This is a genomic window from Salmonella sp. 32010601201800023SM, assembly GCF_017572235.1.
Taxonomy (GTDB): Bacteria; Pseudomonadota; Gammaproteobacteria; order Enterobacterales; family Enterobacteriaceae; genus Salmonella; species Salmonella enterica.
Map to the genome: position 1 here is coordinate 51,479 of NZ_JAGEQS010000001.1, position 15,913 is coordinate 67,391.

General features: G+C 53.0%; 16 protein-coding genes. 8 read left to right on the forward strand and 8 right to left on the reverse strand.

What is annotated here, in order from left to right:
• Positions 1-103: 103 nt before the first annotated feature.
• Together mglA and mglC are read left to right on the forward strand one after the other, a co-directional pair.
• Positions 104-1,624 carry a galactose/methyl galactoside ABC transporter ATP-binding protein MglA gene (gene mglA, locus J4617_RS00245; protein ID WP_000535913.1) on the forward strand — a complete coding sequence of 507 codons (1,521 nt, stop codon included), beginning with the start codon at positions 104-106 and terminating at the stop codon, positions 1,622-1,624.
• Positions 1,625-1,639: 15 nt separating this feature from the next.
• Positions 1,640-2,650 (forward strand): galactose/methyl galactoside ABC transporter permease MglC, encoded by a 1,011-nt coding sequence (gene mglC, locus J4617_RS00250; RefSeq protein ID WP_001275101.1) that lies wholly within the window; start codon positions 1,640-1,642, stop codon positions 2,648-2,650.
• Positions 2,651-2,724: 74 nt separating this feature from the next.
• Here mglC and preA read toward each other — a convergent pair whose 3' ends face one another.
• The 8 genes from preA to J4617_RS00290 form a co-directional block, all read right to left on the reverse strand.
• Positions 2,725-3,960 carry an NAD-dependent dihydropyrimidine dehydrogenase subunit PreA gene (gene preA, locus J4617_RS00255; protein WP_000956095.1) on the reverse strand — a complete coding sequence of 412 codons (1,236 nt, stop codon included), beginning with the start codon at positions 3,958-3,960 and terminating at the stop codon, positions 2,725-2,727.
• On the reverse strand, positions 3,954-5,195 hold the full coding sequence (locus tag J4617_RS00260) for an NAD(P)-dependent oxidoreductase (RefSeq protein WP_001136409.1): 1,242 nt from the start codon (positions 5,193-5,195) through the stop codon (positions 3,954-3,956). Before J4617_RS00260 ends, preA begins: the two co-directional genes overlap by 7 nt.
• Before the next feature lie 204 nt (positions 5,196-5,399).
• Positions 5,400-5,645 (reverse strand): DUF2542 family protein, encoded by a 246-nt coding sequence (locus tag J4617_RS00265; RefSeq protein ID WP_000605187.1) that lies wholly within the window; start codon positions 5,643-5,645, stop codon positions 5,400-5,402.
• A complete protein-coding gene (gene sanA, locus J4617_RS00270) occupies positions 5,642-6,361 on the reverse strand; it encodes an outer membrane permeability protein SanA (protein ID WP_000920081.1) in 720 nt (239 codons plus the stop codon). Before sanA ends, J4617_RS00265 begins: the two co-directional genes overlap by 4 nt.
• 176 nt (positions 6,362-6,537) lie before the next feature.
• The gene (gene cdd / locus J4617_RS00275; RefSeq protein WP_000553526.1) at positions 6,538-7,422 is read right to left on the reverse strand and encodes a cytidine deaminase; all 885 of its coding nucleotides are present in this window, start codon (positions 7,420-7,422) and stop codon (positions 6,538-6,540) included.
• Between the two features lie 153 nt (positions 7,423-7,575).
• Positions 7,576-8,271, reverse strand: a complete 696-nt coding sequence (locus tag J4617_RS00280) for a CidB/LrgB family autolysis modulator (RefSeq protein ID WP_000989296.1) — start codon at positions 8,269-8,271, stop codon at positions 7,576-7,578.
• Positions 8,268-8,666, reverse strand: coding sequence for a CidA/LrgA family protein (locus J4617_RS00285; RefSeq protein ID WP_000045719.1), 399 nt, complete (start codon positions 8,664-8,666; stop codon positions 8,268-8,270). Before J4617_RS00285 ends, J4617_RS00280 begins: the two co-directional genes overlap by 4 nt.
• 131 nt (positions 8,667-8,797) lie before the next feature.
• Complete coding sequence (locus tag J4617_RS00290) at positions 8,798-9,706, reverse strand: LysR substrate-binding domain-containing protein (protein WP_000024658.1); 909 nt, start codon at positions 9,704-9,706, stop codon at positions 8,798-8,800.
• A 125-nt stretch (positions 9,707-9,831) separates the two neighbouring features.
• Here J4617_RS00290 and J4617_RS00295 point away from each other — a divergent pair, with 125 nt between their 5' ends.
• The 6 genes from J4617_RS00295 to dusC all read left to right on the forward strand — a co-directional run bounded on the left by J4617_RS00295 (position 9,832) and on the right by dusC (position 15,864).
• Positions 9,832-11,190, forward strand: coding sequence for an aromatic acid/H+ symport family MFS transporter (locus J4617_RS00295; protein WP_000194218.1), 1,359 nt, complete (start codon positions 9,832-9,834; stop codon positions 11,188-11,190).
• A gap of 11 nt (positions 11,191-11,201) precedes the next feature.
• On the forward strand, positions 11,202-12,239 hold the full coding sequence (gene gtdA, locus J4617_RS00300; RefSeq protein WP_001289853.1) for a gentisate 1,2-dioxygenase: 1,038 nt from the start codon (positions 11,202-11,204) through the stop codon (positions 12,237-12,239).
• 15 nt (positions 12,240-12,254) lie between these two features.
• Positions 12,255-12,956: a fumarylacetoacetate hydrolase family protein gene (locus J4617_RS00305; RefSeq protein WP_000170621.1), complete on the forward strand. Its 702-nt coding sequence runs from the start codon at positions 12,255-12,257 to the stop codon at positions 12,954-12,956.
• Positions 12,957-12,964: 8 nt separating this feature from the next.
• Positions 12,965-13,609: a maleylacetoacetate isomerase gene (gene maiA, locus J4617_RS00310; protein ID WP_000781183.1), complete on the forward strand. Its 645-nt coding sequence runs from the start codon at positions 12,965-12,967 to the stop codon at positions 13,607-13,609.
• 14 nt (positions 13,610-13,623) lie between these two features.
• Positions 13,624-14,817 (forward strand): 3-hydroxybenzoate 6-monooxygenase, encoded by a 1,194-nt coding sequence (locus J4617_RS00315; RefSeq protein ID WP_000150103.1) that lies wholly within the window; start codon positions 13,624-13,626, stop codon positions 14,815-14,817.
• 108 nt (positions 14,818-14,925) lie between these two features.
• Complete coding sequence (gene dusC / locus J4617_RS00320; protein WP_017465876.1) at positions 14,926-15,864, forward strand: tRNA dihydrouridine(16) synthase DusC; 939 nt, start codon at positions 14,926-14,928, stop codon at positions 15,862-15,864.
• The last annotated feature ends 49 nt before the right edge of the window (positions 15,865-15,913 follow it).

Below are 15,913 nucleotides of genomic sequence, written 5' to 3' on the forward strand. Positions count from 1 at the left end.
GCCCTGAAACCGTGGAAGGGTGACGCGCCGCAGACCGGATAACGTATTTCTTTTGCCATCCGGCGCGGATAGTCATAATTAAAAAGGCCGACAGGGTATCATTATGGGCAGCACGATCTCTCCGTCGTCGGGTGAATATTTGTTGGAAATGCGTGGCATTAACAAATCATTTCCCGGCGTGAAAGCGCTTGATAATGTCAACTTAAACGTTCGTCCGCACTCTATTCATGCATTAATGGGCGAAAACGGCGCAGGCAAATCAACATTATTAAAATGTCTTTTCGGTATTTACCAAAAAGATTCCGGCAGCATTGTATTTCAGGGAAAAGAAGTGGACTTCCATTCGGCGAAAGAAGCGCTGGAGAATGGGATTTCGATGGTACACCAGGAGTTAAACCTGGTATTACAACGTTCGGTCATGGATAACATGTGGCTGGGACGTTATCCCACCAAAGGTATGTTTGTCGACCAGGATAAAATGTACCAGGATACCAAAGCGATATTTGATGAGCTGGATATCGATATTGACCCACGCGCGCGCGTAGGAACGTTATCCGTTTCGCAAATGCAGATGATCGAAATTGCGAAGGCGTTTTCCTATAATGCTAAGATCGTTATTATGGATGAACCGACCTCATCGTTAACTGAGAAAGAGGTTAATCATCTGTTCACCATTATTCGCAAGCTGAAAGAACGCGGCTGCGGTATTGTTTATATCTCGCATAAAATGGAAGAAATTTTTCAATTGTGCGATGAAATTACTATTTTGCGCGACGGTCAGTGGATTGCCACCCAGCCGCTGGAAGGGCTGGATATGGATAAGATCATTGCGATGATGGTCGGGCGTTCCCTGAACCAGCGCTTCCCGGATAAAGAAAATAAGCCGGGCGACGTGATTCTGGAGGTACGTCACCTGACCTCGCTACGCCAGCCTTCCATTCGCGATGTCTCCTTTGATTTGCACAAGGGCGAAATTCTGGGCATTGCCGGTCTGGTTGGGGCAAAGCGTACCGATATCGTCGAAACGCTGTTTGGCATTCGTGAGAAGTCGTCCGGGACAATCACTTTACATGGCAAGAAAATTAATAATCACACTGCGAACGAAGCGATTAACCACGGTTTTGCGCTGGTGACGGAAGAGCGTCGTTCCACCGGAATTTACGCCTATCTGGATATCGGATTTAACTCATTAATTTCGAATATCCGTAATTATAAAAATAAAGTGGGGTTACTGGATAATTCCCGGATGAAAAGCGACACCCAATGGGTCATTGATTCCATGCGGGTAAAAACGCCGGGGCATCGCACGCAAATTGGCTCACTTTCCGGCGGCAATCAGCAAAAGGTGATCATTGGACGTTGGCTATTAACGCAGCCGGAAATATTAATGCTGGACGAACCGACCCGCGGTATTGATGTCGGCGCAAAATTTGAAATTTATCAGCTTATTGCGGAACTGGCGAAAAAAGGCAAGGGGATCATCATTATCTCTTCTGAAATGCCGGAGCTGTTAGGGATTACCGATCGTATCCTGGTGATGAGTAACGGTCTCGTTTCCGGCATTGTCGATACTAAAACAACAACGCAAAACGAAATTTTGCGTCTTGCTTCTTTGCACCTTTAAGATCAGGGGCTCCTTATGAGTGCGTTAAACAAGAAAAGCTTTTTGACCTGGCTGAAAGAGGGCGGAATTTACGTCGTTCTTTTAGTGTTGCTGGCGATTATTATTTTCCAGGACCCGACTTTTTTAAGTTTGTTGAATTTAAGTAATATTCTGACGCAATCTTCGGTACGTATTATTATCGCGCTGGGCGTGGCGGGACTCATTGTCACACAGGGGACAGACCTGTCGGCGGGGCGTCAGGTAGGGCTGGCGGCGGTCGTGGCGGCAACATTACTGCAATCAATGGAAAACGCCAATAAAGTGTTTCCGGAAATGGCGACCATGCCGATTGCGCTGGTTATCCTGATTGTCTGCGCGATTGGCGCGGTGATTGGCCTGGTGAACGGCATCATCATTGCTTACCTGAACGTGACGCCGTTTATTACCACGCTTGGCACGATGATTATCGTTTATGGGATCAACTCCCTTTACTATGACTTTGTCGGCGCTTCGCCCATTTCCGGCTTTGACAGCGGCTTTTCCACCTTTGCGCAGGGCTTTGTGGCGATGGGCAGTTTCCGGCTCTCATACATCACCTTTTACGCCCTGATTGCGGTAGCGTTTGTCTGGGTGCTGTGGAATAAGACCCGTTTTGGTAAAAACATTTTTGCTATTGGCGGCAACCCGGAAGCGGCAAAAGTTTCCGGCGTAAACGTGGCGCTGAACCTGCTGATGATTTATGCGCTCTCCGGTGTGTTTTATGCCTTCGGCGGCTTACTGGAAGCAGGGCGTATTGGTTCTGCCACCAACAACCTCGGCTTTATGTATGAACTGGATGCGATTGCCGCGTGCGTGGTCGGGGGCGTATCGTTTAGCGGCGGAGTGGGGACGGTCTTCGGTGTGGTGACCGGCGTCATTATCTTTACCGTCATCAACTATGGCCTGACCTATATCGGGGTAAACCCGTACTGGCAGTACATTATCAAAGGCGGCATTATCATTTTCGCCGTGGCGCTGGACTCGCTGAAATACGCGCGTAAGAAGTAGTTATCCAGACCTATTGCCTTGCTTATCAGATAACCCGGCGCAGCGAAACTGCGCGCCGGGCTTCATACCGCGAGCTACAGTGTTAACGCGTGCTCTTTTTCGCCTTTTTTAAATTTGACCTCGCCTAAATCAATACAGGCGACCGGGCAGACATGACCGCACAGCAGACAACCGACGCATTTTTCCGTATTGCAATGCGGCGTGCGGCTGTGTTCATCCCACTCCATCGCCTGATGACCGCCGTCATAGCAGGAGATATAGCAACGTCCGCAGCCGACGCATTTCTCCTGATTAATCCGCGGATAGACGATATAGCTGCGATCCAGGTCTTCCGCCGGGATAATATTGCCATTCGCCAGCCCGATCATCTCCTGTAATGAGGCAAATCCCTGATCGGCCAGATAGTGGCTGAGGCCGCTCGCCATATCTTCTACAATGCGGTAACCGTATTGCATAATGCCTGTCGTCACCTGTAGGGTCGCCGCGCCCAGCAGCAGAAATTCGGCAGCGTCTTCCCAGGTTTCAATGCCGCCGATACCGCTAATCGGGAAATCGCGCAGTTCAGGGTGCATTCGCAACTGCTGGATAAAACGCAGCGCAATGGGTTTCACCGCTTTTCCTGAATAACCGGAGATACTGGATTTACCGTTAACCACCGGCATCCCGATTTTGCGGTTCAGGTCGATGTTAGTAATGGATTTCACGGTGTTGATGGTGGCGATACCGTCGGCTCCGCCGCGTTTAGCGGCCAGCGCGACTTCACACATATCGCCAATATTCGGCGTCATTTTCGCCAGCATTGGCAAAGATGAACCGCGTTTTACGGCGCGGCAGTATTTTTCAACCAGCTCCGGGCTTTGCCCTACATCGCTTCCCATGGCGTGCGAGGTCATCTGCGGGCAAGAGAAGTTACACTCAATCATATCCGCGCCGGCTTCTTCAACCAGACGCGCCAGTTCCTGCCACTGCTGCTCATTTTCCCCCATGATGGAAGCAATCAGCACCTTATCCGGATAATCCTGTTTTAACCTTCGAATGGCGGCCAGGTTCTCTTCCAGCGGATGCTCAGCAATTTGCTCCATGTTTTTGAAACCAATAAAACCGGTATCTTCTTTCGTCAGGTGGTCAAAACGTGGAGAGACTTCGTTGGCAATAAAAAAACCAATGGTTTTAAAAACGATCCCGCCCCAGCCGGTATCATAGGCTTTGGCGCACATCTCATAACAATTGCCTACCGGAGAAGAAGAAAGACAAAACGGATTGGGAAACTTAACGCCGCAAAAGGTAACAGACAAATCTTTTGTTAACATGAGCAGGCCTCCTCTAAATAATGATGAATAGCCTGAGCGGCTTCTTTTCCGGTTTTTACCGCATAAACGACGGTCTTATCGCCTTTAACAATATCGCCAGCGGCAAAGATCGCCGGGTCGTCGGTTTGATAATTGTGCGTGTCGATAATATTATGCTGCGCTTTTATCTCCGCAAAGGTATCCAGTCGCGCGTGCTGCCCCACGGCCAAAATAATATTTTCCGCTTCCAGCGTCAGTTCTCCTGAGTGGCGTACATGGTGGAAGGTCACTTTATTTCCGCTGACGGCGACAGGCGTAAAGCCATCAATAATCGATACGCCTAATGCCTGTGTGCTGGTAAATTCTTTTTCGCTGGCGGGGAATTCGGCTAATTCTTCCCGCGCCACGCAGGTGACGGAAGGGCAGCCGAGAATTTTTAACGTACTGGCGACATCCATCGCTACGTCGCCGCCGCCAATAATTAATGCGCTACGCGGAACGCTAATATCGCCGTCGGCCTGACGGGCGCGCTGTAAAAAATCAACGGCAATCTCTACGTGACTGGCTTGCTCAAATAACGGTAAACCAGAGCCACAGGACATCCCGACGGTCATCAGCACGGCGCGATATTCGGCTTTGAGTTGCGCAAGCGATAGCGACCCGCCCACCTCACAATTACATTTAATATTGACGCCCATTTCTACAATGCGGGCAATTTCCTGATCGAGTACGCTTTGCGGCAGACGAAATGCCGGGATGCCGTGACGCAGCCATCCGCCGGGCTGCGGCTGTTTTTCGTAAATGGTGACGTCATAGCCTAAATGCGTGAGCGTCACGCTTGCCTGCAAACCTGCCGGACCCGCGCCAATAATCGCTACTTTCCCGCGTGTTTTACTCCCGGGCTGATAAATCTGCATGGCAGTCTGCTGTTCAAAATCGGTAATAAAACGTTGCAGGCGTGCAATATCAATAGGTTTATCTATTCCGGAACGTGTACATCCGCGCTGGCATAATTTTTCCGTCGGACAGACTCTGGCGCAGACGGCGCCAAGCGCATTATTTTCCCGGATAGTTTCCGCTGCGCCTTTAAAATTGCGAAAGTAAATAGAACGAATAAATTTCCCCGGATCGGTTTGCGCCGGGCAAGCCTGACTACAGGGCGCATCGTGACATAATAAACAACGTGAAGCCTCTTTTATTGCCAGTAATGGCGTAAAACCAGGCGTGAGTTCATCCAGATAATTTTGTTGCGGCATATAATCTTCCTTAATGCTTGAATAAATTAAGGCGAAACGCAAATAACGCGTTTTAATGATCCAAAATCTACCGCCAGCCTAAGCATTGAAAGAAGGGTATTCTGTGAAAGAATTCACAAAAAAATGAAACCAGAATGCAAAACAGCATTTGTTCCTTATATCATAATAATAACTATTCTCAATTTTAAAGGGATAATAAATAGATTAACGATAAAAAAGAAGATAAATAATCATTCCAGTAAATAAAAAACCGCAACCGGTATAAAGAAAAAGATAAGACCAATATTGTACGGGATCGGCATGGCGATAGACATAAACCGGTTTTCGCGCATTTTTGACAACTTTATCTACCGCGCCGGTTCGCCAGCCTTTCCAGGCCTCACGGAAGCAAAAAAGCGGGAGTAGCAGAAAGGCTAATATGACAAATATCGTCTGTACATCCATGATCATTTCCCTTTTTTCTTTTCCAGTTCAAGCAATTGTTCCGGCGTAACGGCCGGATATCCCTGGGCGTCATTCGGCACCTGATGCTGCGTGGGAATAGGTACCAGCGGGCCTAAAAAACGCGGTTCGCGTTTAAAAATATAGAGATCCGCCAGCGCGCTAAAGCGGGCGCCAAATTCGCGCAGGCGCACTGTCAGCATATTTTTGGGCGAAGGTACCGCGTAACACTGCGCCTGAATGCCCATATGCAACGCAATAAACAAGGCGCGTTCGCAGTGGAAGCGCTGAGTGATGATAATAAAGTCGTTGGTATCAAACACTTTGCGGGTACGCACAATGGAGTCAAGCGTACGGAAGCCAGCGTAATCAAGCACAATGTCCGCAGGATCGACGCCCGCCGCGATAAGGTCTTTGCGCATGGTCATCGGTTCGTTATAGCTTTGCAGGGCATTGTCGCCGCTGAGCAGCAGGTAATTGACTTTACCGCTATTGTAAGCGTTTAACGCGCCCTGGATACGATAACGATAGTACTGATTAATGACACCCTTGCGATAGTATTTGGCTGTCCCTAACACGACGCCAACCTGGCGGTAGGGGAGATCCTGTAGCTCGTCATAGATATAGGGCGCTGTTTTCCAGCTCATCCACCGATCGAGGCCAAGCACCGTCAACAGCAGCAAGCCTACCAGGACCAACAGGCTGTAAAACACGCGCTTTAACATGCAGGAAACTCGATACCAGGATGAAAGTACGATCAGGCTACTGTACCCGAAGACGTAGCGCAAGAAACCGCCGTCTGATTGCGGAGATTTTCAGCATGATTTCCCTTGTATCGGGTCGCGGAAGAGGAGAGTCAGGCCGGATAAGACGCCAGTGCGTCGCTATCCGGCACATTTGCTTAGCCGAGAAGCACGCGGTCAATATTATGGCAACCTAACGCTTTCAGCGTTGCGGCGGTGGCATCCCATTGAATTAATGCTGCATCGCCTTTTTCCGCCAGAATCGCGCGCTGAATATCCGCATAGTCATAGCCATTGAGACTCAGCAGGTTTAGCGCGCCTTGCAGCGGGGGAAGCGTAGGGTTAAAGGCGGCGTTTTCCGCATAGCTGCCGGTGAAAATACGGCCATCTTTACATTCCAGCGCCACGCCGCTCGGTGAGTGGCTATAAGGCATATGGCTCTTATTGGCTGCCGTTATCGCCGCTTGCGTTAGCGTATCGCCCGTTAACGTAAAGCCATGATCCTGCTCGTCCATCAGCAGCGTTTTGATCTCCAGATCTTTTGGCCCGAAAGCGTCAGGCAGATAATCGCGTAACGTATGCGGCGCGCGGCCCGGCAGATGAATGCGCAGATCCAGACCGCTGTTCAGCTCGTTCATAAACTGGCGACAGTGGCCGCAAGGCGTGTAGTTAACGGTGACGGCGGCGAGCCCTTTTTCGCCGCGTAGCCAGGCGTGGCTAATCGCGCTTTGTTCAGCATGCACAGTTTGTTGCATGGTGGCGCCCAGGAACTCCATATTCGCGCCGAAATACCAGTTGCCGCTAACGCCGCGCGCAATCGCGCCGACGTTAAAATGGGACAAATCGGTACGGGCGCAGGCCGCCGCCAGAGGTAACAGTGCGAAAGCCAGCGCGTCTTCGTCCAGTCCCGCCGTATTTTTAAGCGTCGAGACCTGCTCTGCGGTCAGCATGGCGGGAAAATGGTGGTCCGCCAGGATAGGGGCCAGCGCTGATTGCAAATTATCCGCAAGCTGGGCAAAAGCAGTTTGAAAACGTGGATGCATGGCGTTGCCTCATAACAATGTAATGGAACCGTAGTTTACGGGCCTGCTATGTCTTAATATGTGATCTAAATCTCATTGCTTATGCAACTTGTGAAACTTAAATAAAAAATGCGCGACGTATCGCAAATTTTAACCCGGTCTTTTGTCCCGTCGTTAGCGCATTACCGCCAGAATGAGCGGAAACAAAAAGGGCGCTACCAGCGAGGTAATAATGCCGCAGATTACCAGCGCCAGGGAGCTAAACGCGCCTTCCTGGTAATCCAGCTCGGCGCAGCGCGCAGTACCGAGCGCATGTGAGGCGGTCCCCATTGCCAGCCCGCGTGCGGCCTTAGTACGGATGTGCATCGCGTTTAACAGCGTGTGGCCAAACACCGCGCCCAGAATACCGACAAAAATTACGCATACCGCGCTGATCGCAGGGATGCCGCCGATGCTGCCGCCCACCGCCATCGCGATAGGCGTAGTCACGGATTTAGGCAGTACCGATGCCGCGATTTCAGGCGTTGCGCCCATCAGCAAGGCAACGGATGTTCCGGTAATCATCGCTACCAGACTGCCGACAAAACAGATGCTAATAATGGATTTCCAACGCGCGCGAATCTGGTGCAATTGTTCATAAAGGGGATAGGCCAACGCCACCACCGCCGGTTGCAGCAGATCGTTAAGTACTTCGCTGCCTTTGAAGTAGTGCTCGTAGGGAATACCGGTCAGCAACAGAAAAGGAATAATGACTACCATTGCCACCAGCAGCGGATTCAGCAACGGCATTTTAAAATGCGCCGCCAGTCTGCGGGCGGCGAAAAATACCGCCAGCGTCAGCGGTAACGACCACCAGATATATGTCATCATTTTTTCGTTCCCTTCTGCCCAACCACTTTACGCTCACCGTGTATCAGATGTGAACTCCAGCTTACGACCACAAAAACGACCAGCGTACTGATAGCGCAAGAGACCACCACCGGGCCGAATTGCGCGCGCAGTAAATCAAAATATTGCATGACCCCAACGCCAATCGGCACAAACAGCAACGCCATATAACGAATCAGCACATAACAGCCGGGGTTAACCCACTTTGCCGGCAGAATTTGCAGCGCCAGCAATACAAACAGAATTAACATCCCGATAATGCTGCCGGGAATAGTGATAGGAAGCAGTGATGCAAGAAAAATGCCTGCGTACAAACAGGCATAAATCAATACAAAAGCGCGTATATATTGCCAGATAATATTCAGTGACTTACTCATGTTTAAAGCCCTTGATGAGATGGATTCATCATACAATTAAACGTTAAAACGTGCTACCGATCACATCATGAATTCTTAGCATAGTGGGTATAGACAGCAGGAACATCGGGCAATGCCCCTGGTCGGCGGTGTTAAACCTGGGCTAAAAAATACAAAAAGCGACTCAGGGCCAAAGACGGCGTCTCATTCTTACGCCAGAACATCCCTACGCTGCCTTTTTGCTCAATTTTTGGCAAGTTTAAAATCGCCAGTTGCCCCTGGCTGGCATAGCGTTGCGCCAGCCGTAAAGAAAGAATAGAGATCATATCGCTGCTTTGCAGCAAATTGGTGCTGACGTTCATTGACGCCGATTCAATGGTGTTTTCCGGGAGCATGACGCCATTATCGACGAGGGCGTTATCAATACTGATGCGAATAGGGGTGCCGGTTGGCCAGACTATCCACCGCCAGTGTGCCAGATCGCTCCAGGCGATCTGCGCTCGCGCGGCCAGCGGATGGTGCGGACGCGCCACAAAGCAGACCGGCTCGGTATAAAGTACCTGATAATTAAGCGGCAGTTGCAGGGCGCGGCCGCCGACACGCCCTACCACCACATCCACCTGACCGGCAAGCAAATCGTGCAGCAGCGGCGTCATTACCTTTTCTTCAATATTCAGATGCAGCGTCGGCATTTCGTTAAGCAGGCTCAGAATCGCCTGTGATACGCAGTCAGTCGCCACGGGCGAACAGCCGATCTTCAGGCTGCCAACCAGGCCGCCCTGCTTGAAACGGGCGATTTCATACTGTGAACGCTCCAGATCGTTAATTAGGCGCTGGGCGTGCTGGAGCAGTAATTTACCGCCTTCCGAGGGCCGTAGTCCTTTACTGTGGCGCTCAAAAAGCGTGATGCCTATCTCATCTTCGAGTTGAGATAACCACTTCGATAGCGCCGGCTGGGAGATATTCATCATCCGGGCGACATGCGTCAGGTTGCCCTGTTCGCCCAGCGCAACCAGCGTTTGCAGGTGATGTAATTTCAATTTCTGCGCCCAGTTCGCCATTCGCTATAACCTCCAGGTTATGTCTCTGCCTGAAAAGCCATTGTACATTTTATCGCTCACTCTACAAACTCGTAACATAGCAAACATAAAAACAACATCTATCTCCCTGCACTGAGGCATTAGCTATGACTCAACGACGTGATCTACAAGCCCTTATTGATGCCGCGCCCGTCGGCAAAATGCAGTGGCGCGTTATCATCTGCTGTTTTCTGGTGGTTATGCTCGACGGTTTCGACACCGCCGCGATTGGCTTCATCGCCCCGGATATTCGTACTCACTGGCAGCTAAGCGCCAGCGAACTTGCGCCGCTGTTTGGCGCAGGGCTGCTGGGGCTTACGGCCGGCGCGCTGCTATGCGGGCCGCTGGCGGATCGCTTTGGCCGCAAGCGGGTCATTGAGCTTTGCGTGGCGCTATTCGGCGCATTGAGCCTGCTTTCCGCTTTCTCGCCGGATATAGAAACCCTGGTGTTGCTGCGCTTCTTAACCGGTCTGGGACTGGGCGGAGCGATGCCGAATACCATCACCATGACGTCGGAATACCTTCCCGCTCGTCGACGCGGAGCGCTGGTCACGCTGATGTTCTGCGGTTTTACCCTGGGGTCGGCGATGGGCGGGATTGTGAGCGCGCAACTGGTGCCGCTGATTGGCTGGCACGGAATTCTGGCGCTAGGCGGCATCTTGCCTTTGATGCTGTTTTTCGGCCTGCTGTTCGCGCTGCCGGAATCTCCCCGCTGGCAGGTACGCCGCCAACTACCGCAAGCCGTTGTCGCCCGGACGGTCAGCGCCATTACCGGCGAGCGCTATCACGATACGCAATTCTTTCTGCATGAGACGGCAGCCATCGCCAAAGGCAGTATTCGCCAGCTTTTTGCCGGGCGACAGCTTGTCATTACCCTGATGTTATGGGTGGTGTTCTTTATGAGCCTGCTCATTATCTATCTGCTTTCCAGCTGGATGCCGACGTTACTTAACCATCGCGGTATTGATCTGCAACAGGCGTCGTGGGTGACTGCCGCATTCCAGGTTGGCGGCACGCTTGGCGCGCTGTTACTCGGCGTGTTGATGGACCGGCTTAACCCGTTCCGGGTACTGGCGGTGAGCTATGCGCTGGGCGCAGTTTGCATTGTCATGATAGGCCTGAGCGAAAACGGCCTTTGGCTGATGGCGCTGGCGATTTTTGGTACCGGCATCGGTATTAGCGGTTCCCAGGTAGGGCTTAATGCTCTGACGGCGACGCTGTACCCCACCCAAAGCCGGGCGACGGGCGTGAGCTGGTCGAACGCCATTGGACGCTGCGGGGCGATTGTCGGTTCGCTCTCCGGCGGCATGATGATGGCCCTCAATTTCTCTTTCGATACGTTGTTTTTTGTCATTGCTATTCCGGCGGCTATCAGCGCGGTAATGCTTACCCTGCTGACGGTGGTTGTCCGCCTTTCGATTTCTGTACCTGACGACCTGCCGCGTGCCAGCGTCGTAAACGAATAAGGAGAATCTCCATGTCTGAAATAAATCAGAACGTAAAAGATAGCCGTCAACAGTATTACCAGCATATTTCCGGGCAGAATCTGACGCCGCTGTGGGAGTCGTTACATCACCTGGTACCGCAGACGCCAAACGCCAACTGCGCGCCGGCCTACTGGAATTATCAGGAAATTCGTCCGCTACTGATGGAAAGCGGCAATGTCATTGGCGCGAAAGAGGCGATCCGCCGGGTGCTGGTGCTGGAAAATCCGGCATTGCGCGGTCAGTCGTCGATTACGGCGACCTTATACGCTGGTTTACAGCTGATCCTGCCCGGCGAAGTCGCGCCGAGTCATCGCCATAACCAGTCGGCGCTGCGTTTTATCGTCGAAGGTAAAGGCGCATTTACCGCGGTGGACGGCGAGCGCACGCCAATGCATACCGGCGATTTTATCCTGACGCCGCAGTGGCGCTGGCACGATCATGGTAATCCGGGATCAGAGCCGGTGGTATGGCTGGATGGTCTGGATCTGCCGTTAGTCAATCTCCTGGGCTGTGGTTTTGCGGAAGACTATCCCGAAGATCAGCAGCCGGTGACGCGAAAAGAGGGCGATTATCTGCCGCGCTATGCAGCGAATATGCTGCCGCTGCGCCACCAGCGCGGGAACTCGTCGCCGATTTTCAACTACCGTTACGACCGCAGTCGCGAGGCGTTGCACGATCTGACCCGTATGGGCGATCCGGATGAGTGGGAAGGTTACAAGCTGCGTTACGTTAATCCCGTCACCGGCGGTTATCCGATGCCGTCGATGGGCGCGTTCCTGCAACTGTTGCCAAAAGGCTTTGCCTCGCGTGTGGCGCGGAGCACCGACAGCACTATCTACCACGTCGTTGAAGGGGCAGGACTGGTCACTATCGGCAACGAAACTTTTCATTTTTCCGCAAAAGACATTTTTGTGGCGCCGACCTGGCATGAGGTGTCGTTTCGCAGCAGCGAAGACACAGTGTTATTCAGTTTTTCGGACAAGCCGGTTCAGGAAGCCCTGGGGCTGTTCCGCGAAGCACGTTATTAATTAGGGAGAGAGAACATGACCAAATATGTATTCCAGCCGCAGGCTCCGGTAACAGTACCCGTGGCGGGCAGTGATGAGCAGTTTCCGGTACGTCGCGTTTACTGCGTGGGTCGCAACTATGCCGCCCATGCCCGTGAAATGGGCTTTGATCCCGACCGCGAACCGCCGTTCTTCTTTTGTAAACCAGCGGACGCTGTCGTCCCGGTAGCGGCGGGGGATACCCTGGAACTGCCGTATCCGGCGCAGACTGATAACTACCATTATGAAATTGAGCTGGTGGTGGCGATTGGTAAAAAAGGGAGCGATATTCCGCTGGAAAAAGCCCATGAATATGTCTGGGGATACGCCACCGGTCTGGACATGACGCGTCGCGATCGTCAGATGGAAATGCGTCAGATGGGACGCCCGTGGGAAATCGGCAAAGCGTTCGATCTCTCCGCGCCCATTGCGCCATTACACAAAGCCGCTGAAACGCATAATGTGGATAACGCCCCTATTTGGCTACAGGTTAACGGCGAAGACCATCAGCGCAGCGATATTCGTCATCTGATTTGGTCGGTGAATGAAACCATCAGCTATTTGTCCGGCTTCTTTGAATTGCAGCCAGGCGATTTGATTTTCACCGGTACGCCAGAGGGGGTGGGCGCAGTGGTGAAAGGGGATGTCATCACCGGGAACGTAGAAGGTCTGACGCCGATTGCTGTGAAAATTGTCTGAGGTGAACGATGAAGCTGTACAGTTTCTTTAATAGTTCGGCGTCTTATCGTGTACGTATTGCGCTGGCGTTAAAGGGGATTGATTACCAGACAGTGGGCGTCAATATTCGTATCGGCCAGCAGAATGCGCTGGCCTACCGACGGATGAATCCGGTAGGCCTGGTGCCGACGCTGGTCACTGATGACGGCGAATCGTTGGGGCAATCACTGGCCATCGTCGACTGGCTGGACCGACATTTTCCGCAAACGCCGCTGCTGCCGACGAGCGACCCGGCGCGCAGCCAGGCGCTGGAAATTGTCTACGCTATCGCCTGCGATATACACCCAATCAATAACATGCGCGTGTTGCGCTACCTGACCGATGAGCTGAAGGTTAGCGAGGAGGATAAAAAACGCTGGTACGCCCACTGGATACAACAAGGGTTAAGCGCGGTAGAGCAGCTATTGCGTAAAAGTCAGTCCGGACGATTCTGCGTGGGCGACGCGCCAGGACTTGCGGACTGCTGCCTGATTCCTCAGTGGGCGAATGCGCTCAGGATGGGCTGCGATTTATCAGGCTATCCGCGCTGTAAAGCCGTTTATGACGCCTGCGTACAGCTACCGGCGTTTATTGCCGCCGCGCCGGAAAATCAACAAGATAAAATCCCGGCCTGAAAAGGAGAATGACCATGACTCACGTGACAAGCGCAATTATTGTAGGTGGCGGAATCGGCGGCGCGGCGACCGCGCTGTCGCTGGCGCGCCAGGGAATAAAAGTCATGCTGTTGGAAAAAGCGCACGAAATTGGCGAGATTGGCGCGGGTATTCAGCTTGGGCCGAACGCTTTTTCGGCGCTGGATAGTCTCGGTGTGGGCGATGTTGCCCGCCAGCGTGCGGTGTTTACCGATCACATTACCATGATGGATGCCGTGAATGCCGAAGAAGTGGTATGCATTGAAACCGGGCAGGCGTTCCGCGACCATTTTGGCGGGCCGTATGCGGTAATTCACCGGGTAGATATTCATGCAACGGTATGGGAAGCGGTGCTGACGCACCCTGGCGTGGAGTATCGTACCTCGACCCATATTGTCGATATCCGCCAGACGCCGGATGACGTTACGGTGTTTGATGAGCAGGGAAATAGCTGGACGGCGGATATTCTCGTGGGCTGCGACGGCGTTAAATCGGTCGTGCGGCAAAGTTTACTCGGCGATGCGCCGCGCGTAACGGGGCATGTAGTTTATCGGGCGGTGATTGATTGCGACGATATGCCGGACGATTTACGTATTAATGCGCCGGTGCTGTGGGCAGGCCCGCATTGTCACCTGGTCCATTATCCGCTGCGCGGAGGCCAACAGTACAATCTGGTGGTGACATTCCACAGCCGCCAGCAAGAAGAGTGGGGCGTGAAAGACGGCAGTAAAGAAGAGGTGCTCTCTTATTTTGCCGGCATTCATCCCCGCCCGCGCCAGATGCTGGATAAGCCGACCTCCTGGCGCCGCTGGTCGACCGCCGATCGCGAGCCGGTCGCGAAATGGGGAACCGAGCGTATCACTCTGGTGGGCGACGCCGCGCATCCGGTGGCGCAATATATGGCCCAGGGCGCCTGTATGGCGCTGGAAGACGCCGTCACGCTGGGCAAAGCGCTGGAACGCTGCGACGGCGACGCGCAGCAGGCATTTGCGCTGTATGAGTCGGTGCGTATTCCCCGCACGGCGCGTATCGTCTGGTCTACCCGCGAGATGGGGCGTCTCTATCACGCCGCCGGGGTGGAGCGTCAGGTGCGTAATCTGCTGTGGAAAGGGAAATCGCAGGAGGCGTTTTATCGCGGTATCGAATGGCTGTACGGCTGGAAAGAAGATAACTGTCTTGAGCCGCGTTGAGCGCCTTACGTGACGTAGCGTAGCGTTTGCGCCGCCACCCGGCAAAAAGTTTTGCTCATCGCAGAGAGGCGTTATGATAGCGCCTCTTTTTTTGCTGTGGATACCGATATGCGTGTTTTACTGGCGCCGATGGAAGGCGTGCTCGACGCGTTAGTGCGCGAGCTGCTGACCGAAGTGAATGATTACGATCTGTGCATCACCGAATTTGTGCGCGTGGTGGATCAGCTGCTGCCGGTAAAAGTGTTTCATCGCATCTGCCCGGAGTTGCATCACGCCAGCCGCACGCCGTCCGGCACGCCGGTGCGTATTCAGCTTCTGGGCCAGCATCCGCAGTGGCTGGCGGAAAACGCCGCGCGGGCGACGGCGTTGGGATCGTATGGCGTGGACCTGAACTGCGGCTGTCCGTCAAAAGTGGTGAACGGCAGCGGCGGCGGCGCGACATTGCTCAAAGATCCCGAACTCATCTATCAGGGCGCGAAAGCGATGCGGGCCGCGGTACCGTCGCATCTGCCGGTGACGGTAAAAGTGCGTCTCGGCTGGGATAGCGGCGATAGAAAATTTGAAATCGCCGATGCGGTGCAGCAGGCCGGCGCCAGTGAACTGGTGGTGCATGGCCGTACCAAAGCGCAGGGCTACCGCGCCGAGCATATCGACTGGCAGGCGATCGGCGAAATACGCCAGCGTCTGACTATTCCGGTTATCGCTAATGGCGAAATCTGGGACTGGCAGAGCGCGCAGGCATGTATGGCGACCAGCGGCTGCGATGCGGTGATGATTGGCCGCGGGGCGTTAAATATTCCTAACCTGAGCCGGGTGGTGAAGTATAACGAACCGCGTATGCCGTGGCCGGAAGTGGTTGCGTTATTACAAAAATATACCCGACTCGAAAAGCAGGGCGATACCGGTTTATATCATGTCGCGCGTATTAAACAGTGGCTGGGATATTTACGTAAGGAATATATTGAGGCGACGGAACTCTTTCAGTCGATTCGGGCGTTAAACCGTTCGTCCGAGATTGCGCGGGCGATTCAGGCTATTAAAATCTAATCTCTACAGCGTCCAGAACGTGTGCCGGACAGATACTATCACTGCCCGG

Bases quoted from the DNA above. Each gene is read 5' to 3' on its own strand.
- mglC (WP_001275101.1), top strand. From the start codon at position 1,640: ATGAGTGCGTTAAACAAGAAAAGCTTTTTGACCTGGCTGAAAGAGGGC.
- mglA (WP_000535913.1), top strand. From the start codon at position 104: ATGGGCAGCACGATCTCTCCGTCGTCGGGTGAATATTTGTTGGAAATG.
- J4617_RS00260 (WP_001136409.1), bottom strand. From the start codon at position 5,195: ATGCCGCAACAAAATTATCTGGATGAACTCACGCCTGGTTTTACGCCA.
- J4617_RS00265 (WP_000605187.1), bottom strand. From the start codon at position 5,645: ATGATCATGGATGTACAGACGATATTTGTCATATTAGCCTTTCTGCTA.
- J4617_RS00295 (WP_000194218.1), top strand. From the start codon at position 9,832: ATGACTCAACGACGTGATCTACAAGCCCTTATTGATGCCGCGCCCGTC.
- sanA (WP_000920081.1), bottom strand. From the start codon at position 6,361: ATGTTAAAGCGCGTGTTTTACAGCCTGTTGGTCCTGGTAGGCTTGCTG.
- maiA (WP_000781183.1), top strand. From the start codon at position 12,965: ATGAAGCTGTACAGTTTCTTTAATAGTTCGGCGTCTTATCGTGTACGT.
- J4617_RS00315 (WP_000150103.1), top strand. From the start codon at position 13,624: ATGACTCACGTGACAAGCGCAATTATTGTAGGTGGCGGAATCGGCGGC.
- cdd (WP_000553526.1), bottom strand. From the start codon at position 7,422: ATGCATCCACGTTTTCAAACTGCTTTTGCCCAGCTTGCGGATAATTTG.
- J4617_RS00290 (WP_000024658.1), bottom strand. From the start codon at position 9,706: ATGGCGAACTGGGCGCAGAAATTGAAATTACATCACCTGCAAACGCTG.
- dusC (WP_017465876.1), top strand. From the start codon at position 14,926: ATGCGTGTTTTACTGGCGCCGATGGAAGGCGTGCTCGACGCGTTAGTG.
- J4617_RS00285 (WP_000045719.1), bottom strand. From the start codon at position 8,666: ATGAGTAAGTCACTGAATATTATCTGGCAATATATACGCGCTTTTGTA.
- J4617_RS00280 (WP_000989296.1), bottom strand. From the start codon at position 8,271: ATGATGACATATATCTGGTGGTCGTTACCGCTGACGCTGGCGGTATTT.
- gtdA (WP_001289853.1), top strand. From the start codon at position 11,202: ATGTCTGAAATAAATCAGAACGTAAAAGATAGCCGTCAACAGTATTAC.
- J4617_RS00305 (WP_000170621.1), top strand. From the start codon at position 12,255: ATGACCAAATATGTATTCCAGCCGCAGGCTCCGGTAACAGTACCCGTG.
- preA (WP_000956095.1), bottom strand. From the start codon at position 3,960: ATGTTAACAAAAGATTTGTCTGTTACCTTTTGCGGCGTTAAGTTTCCC.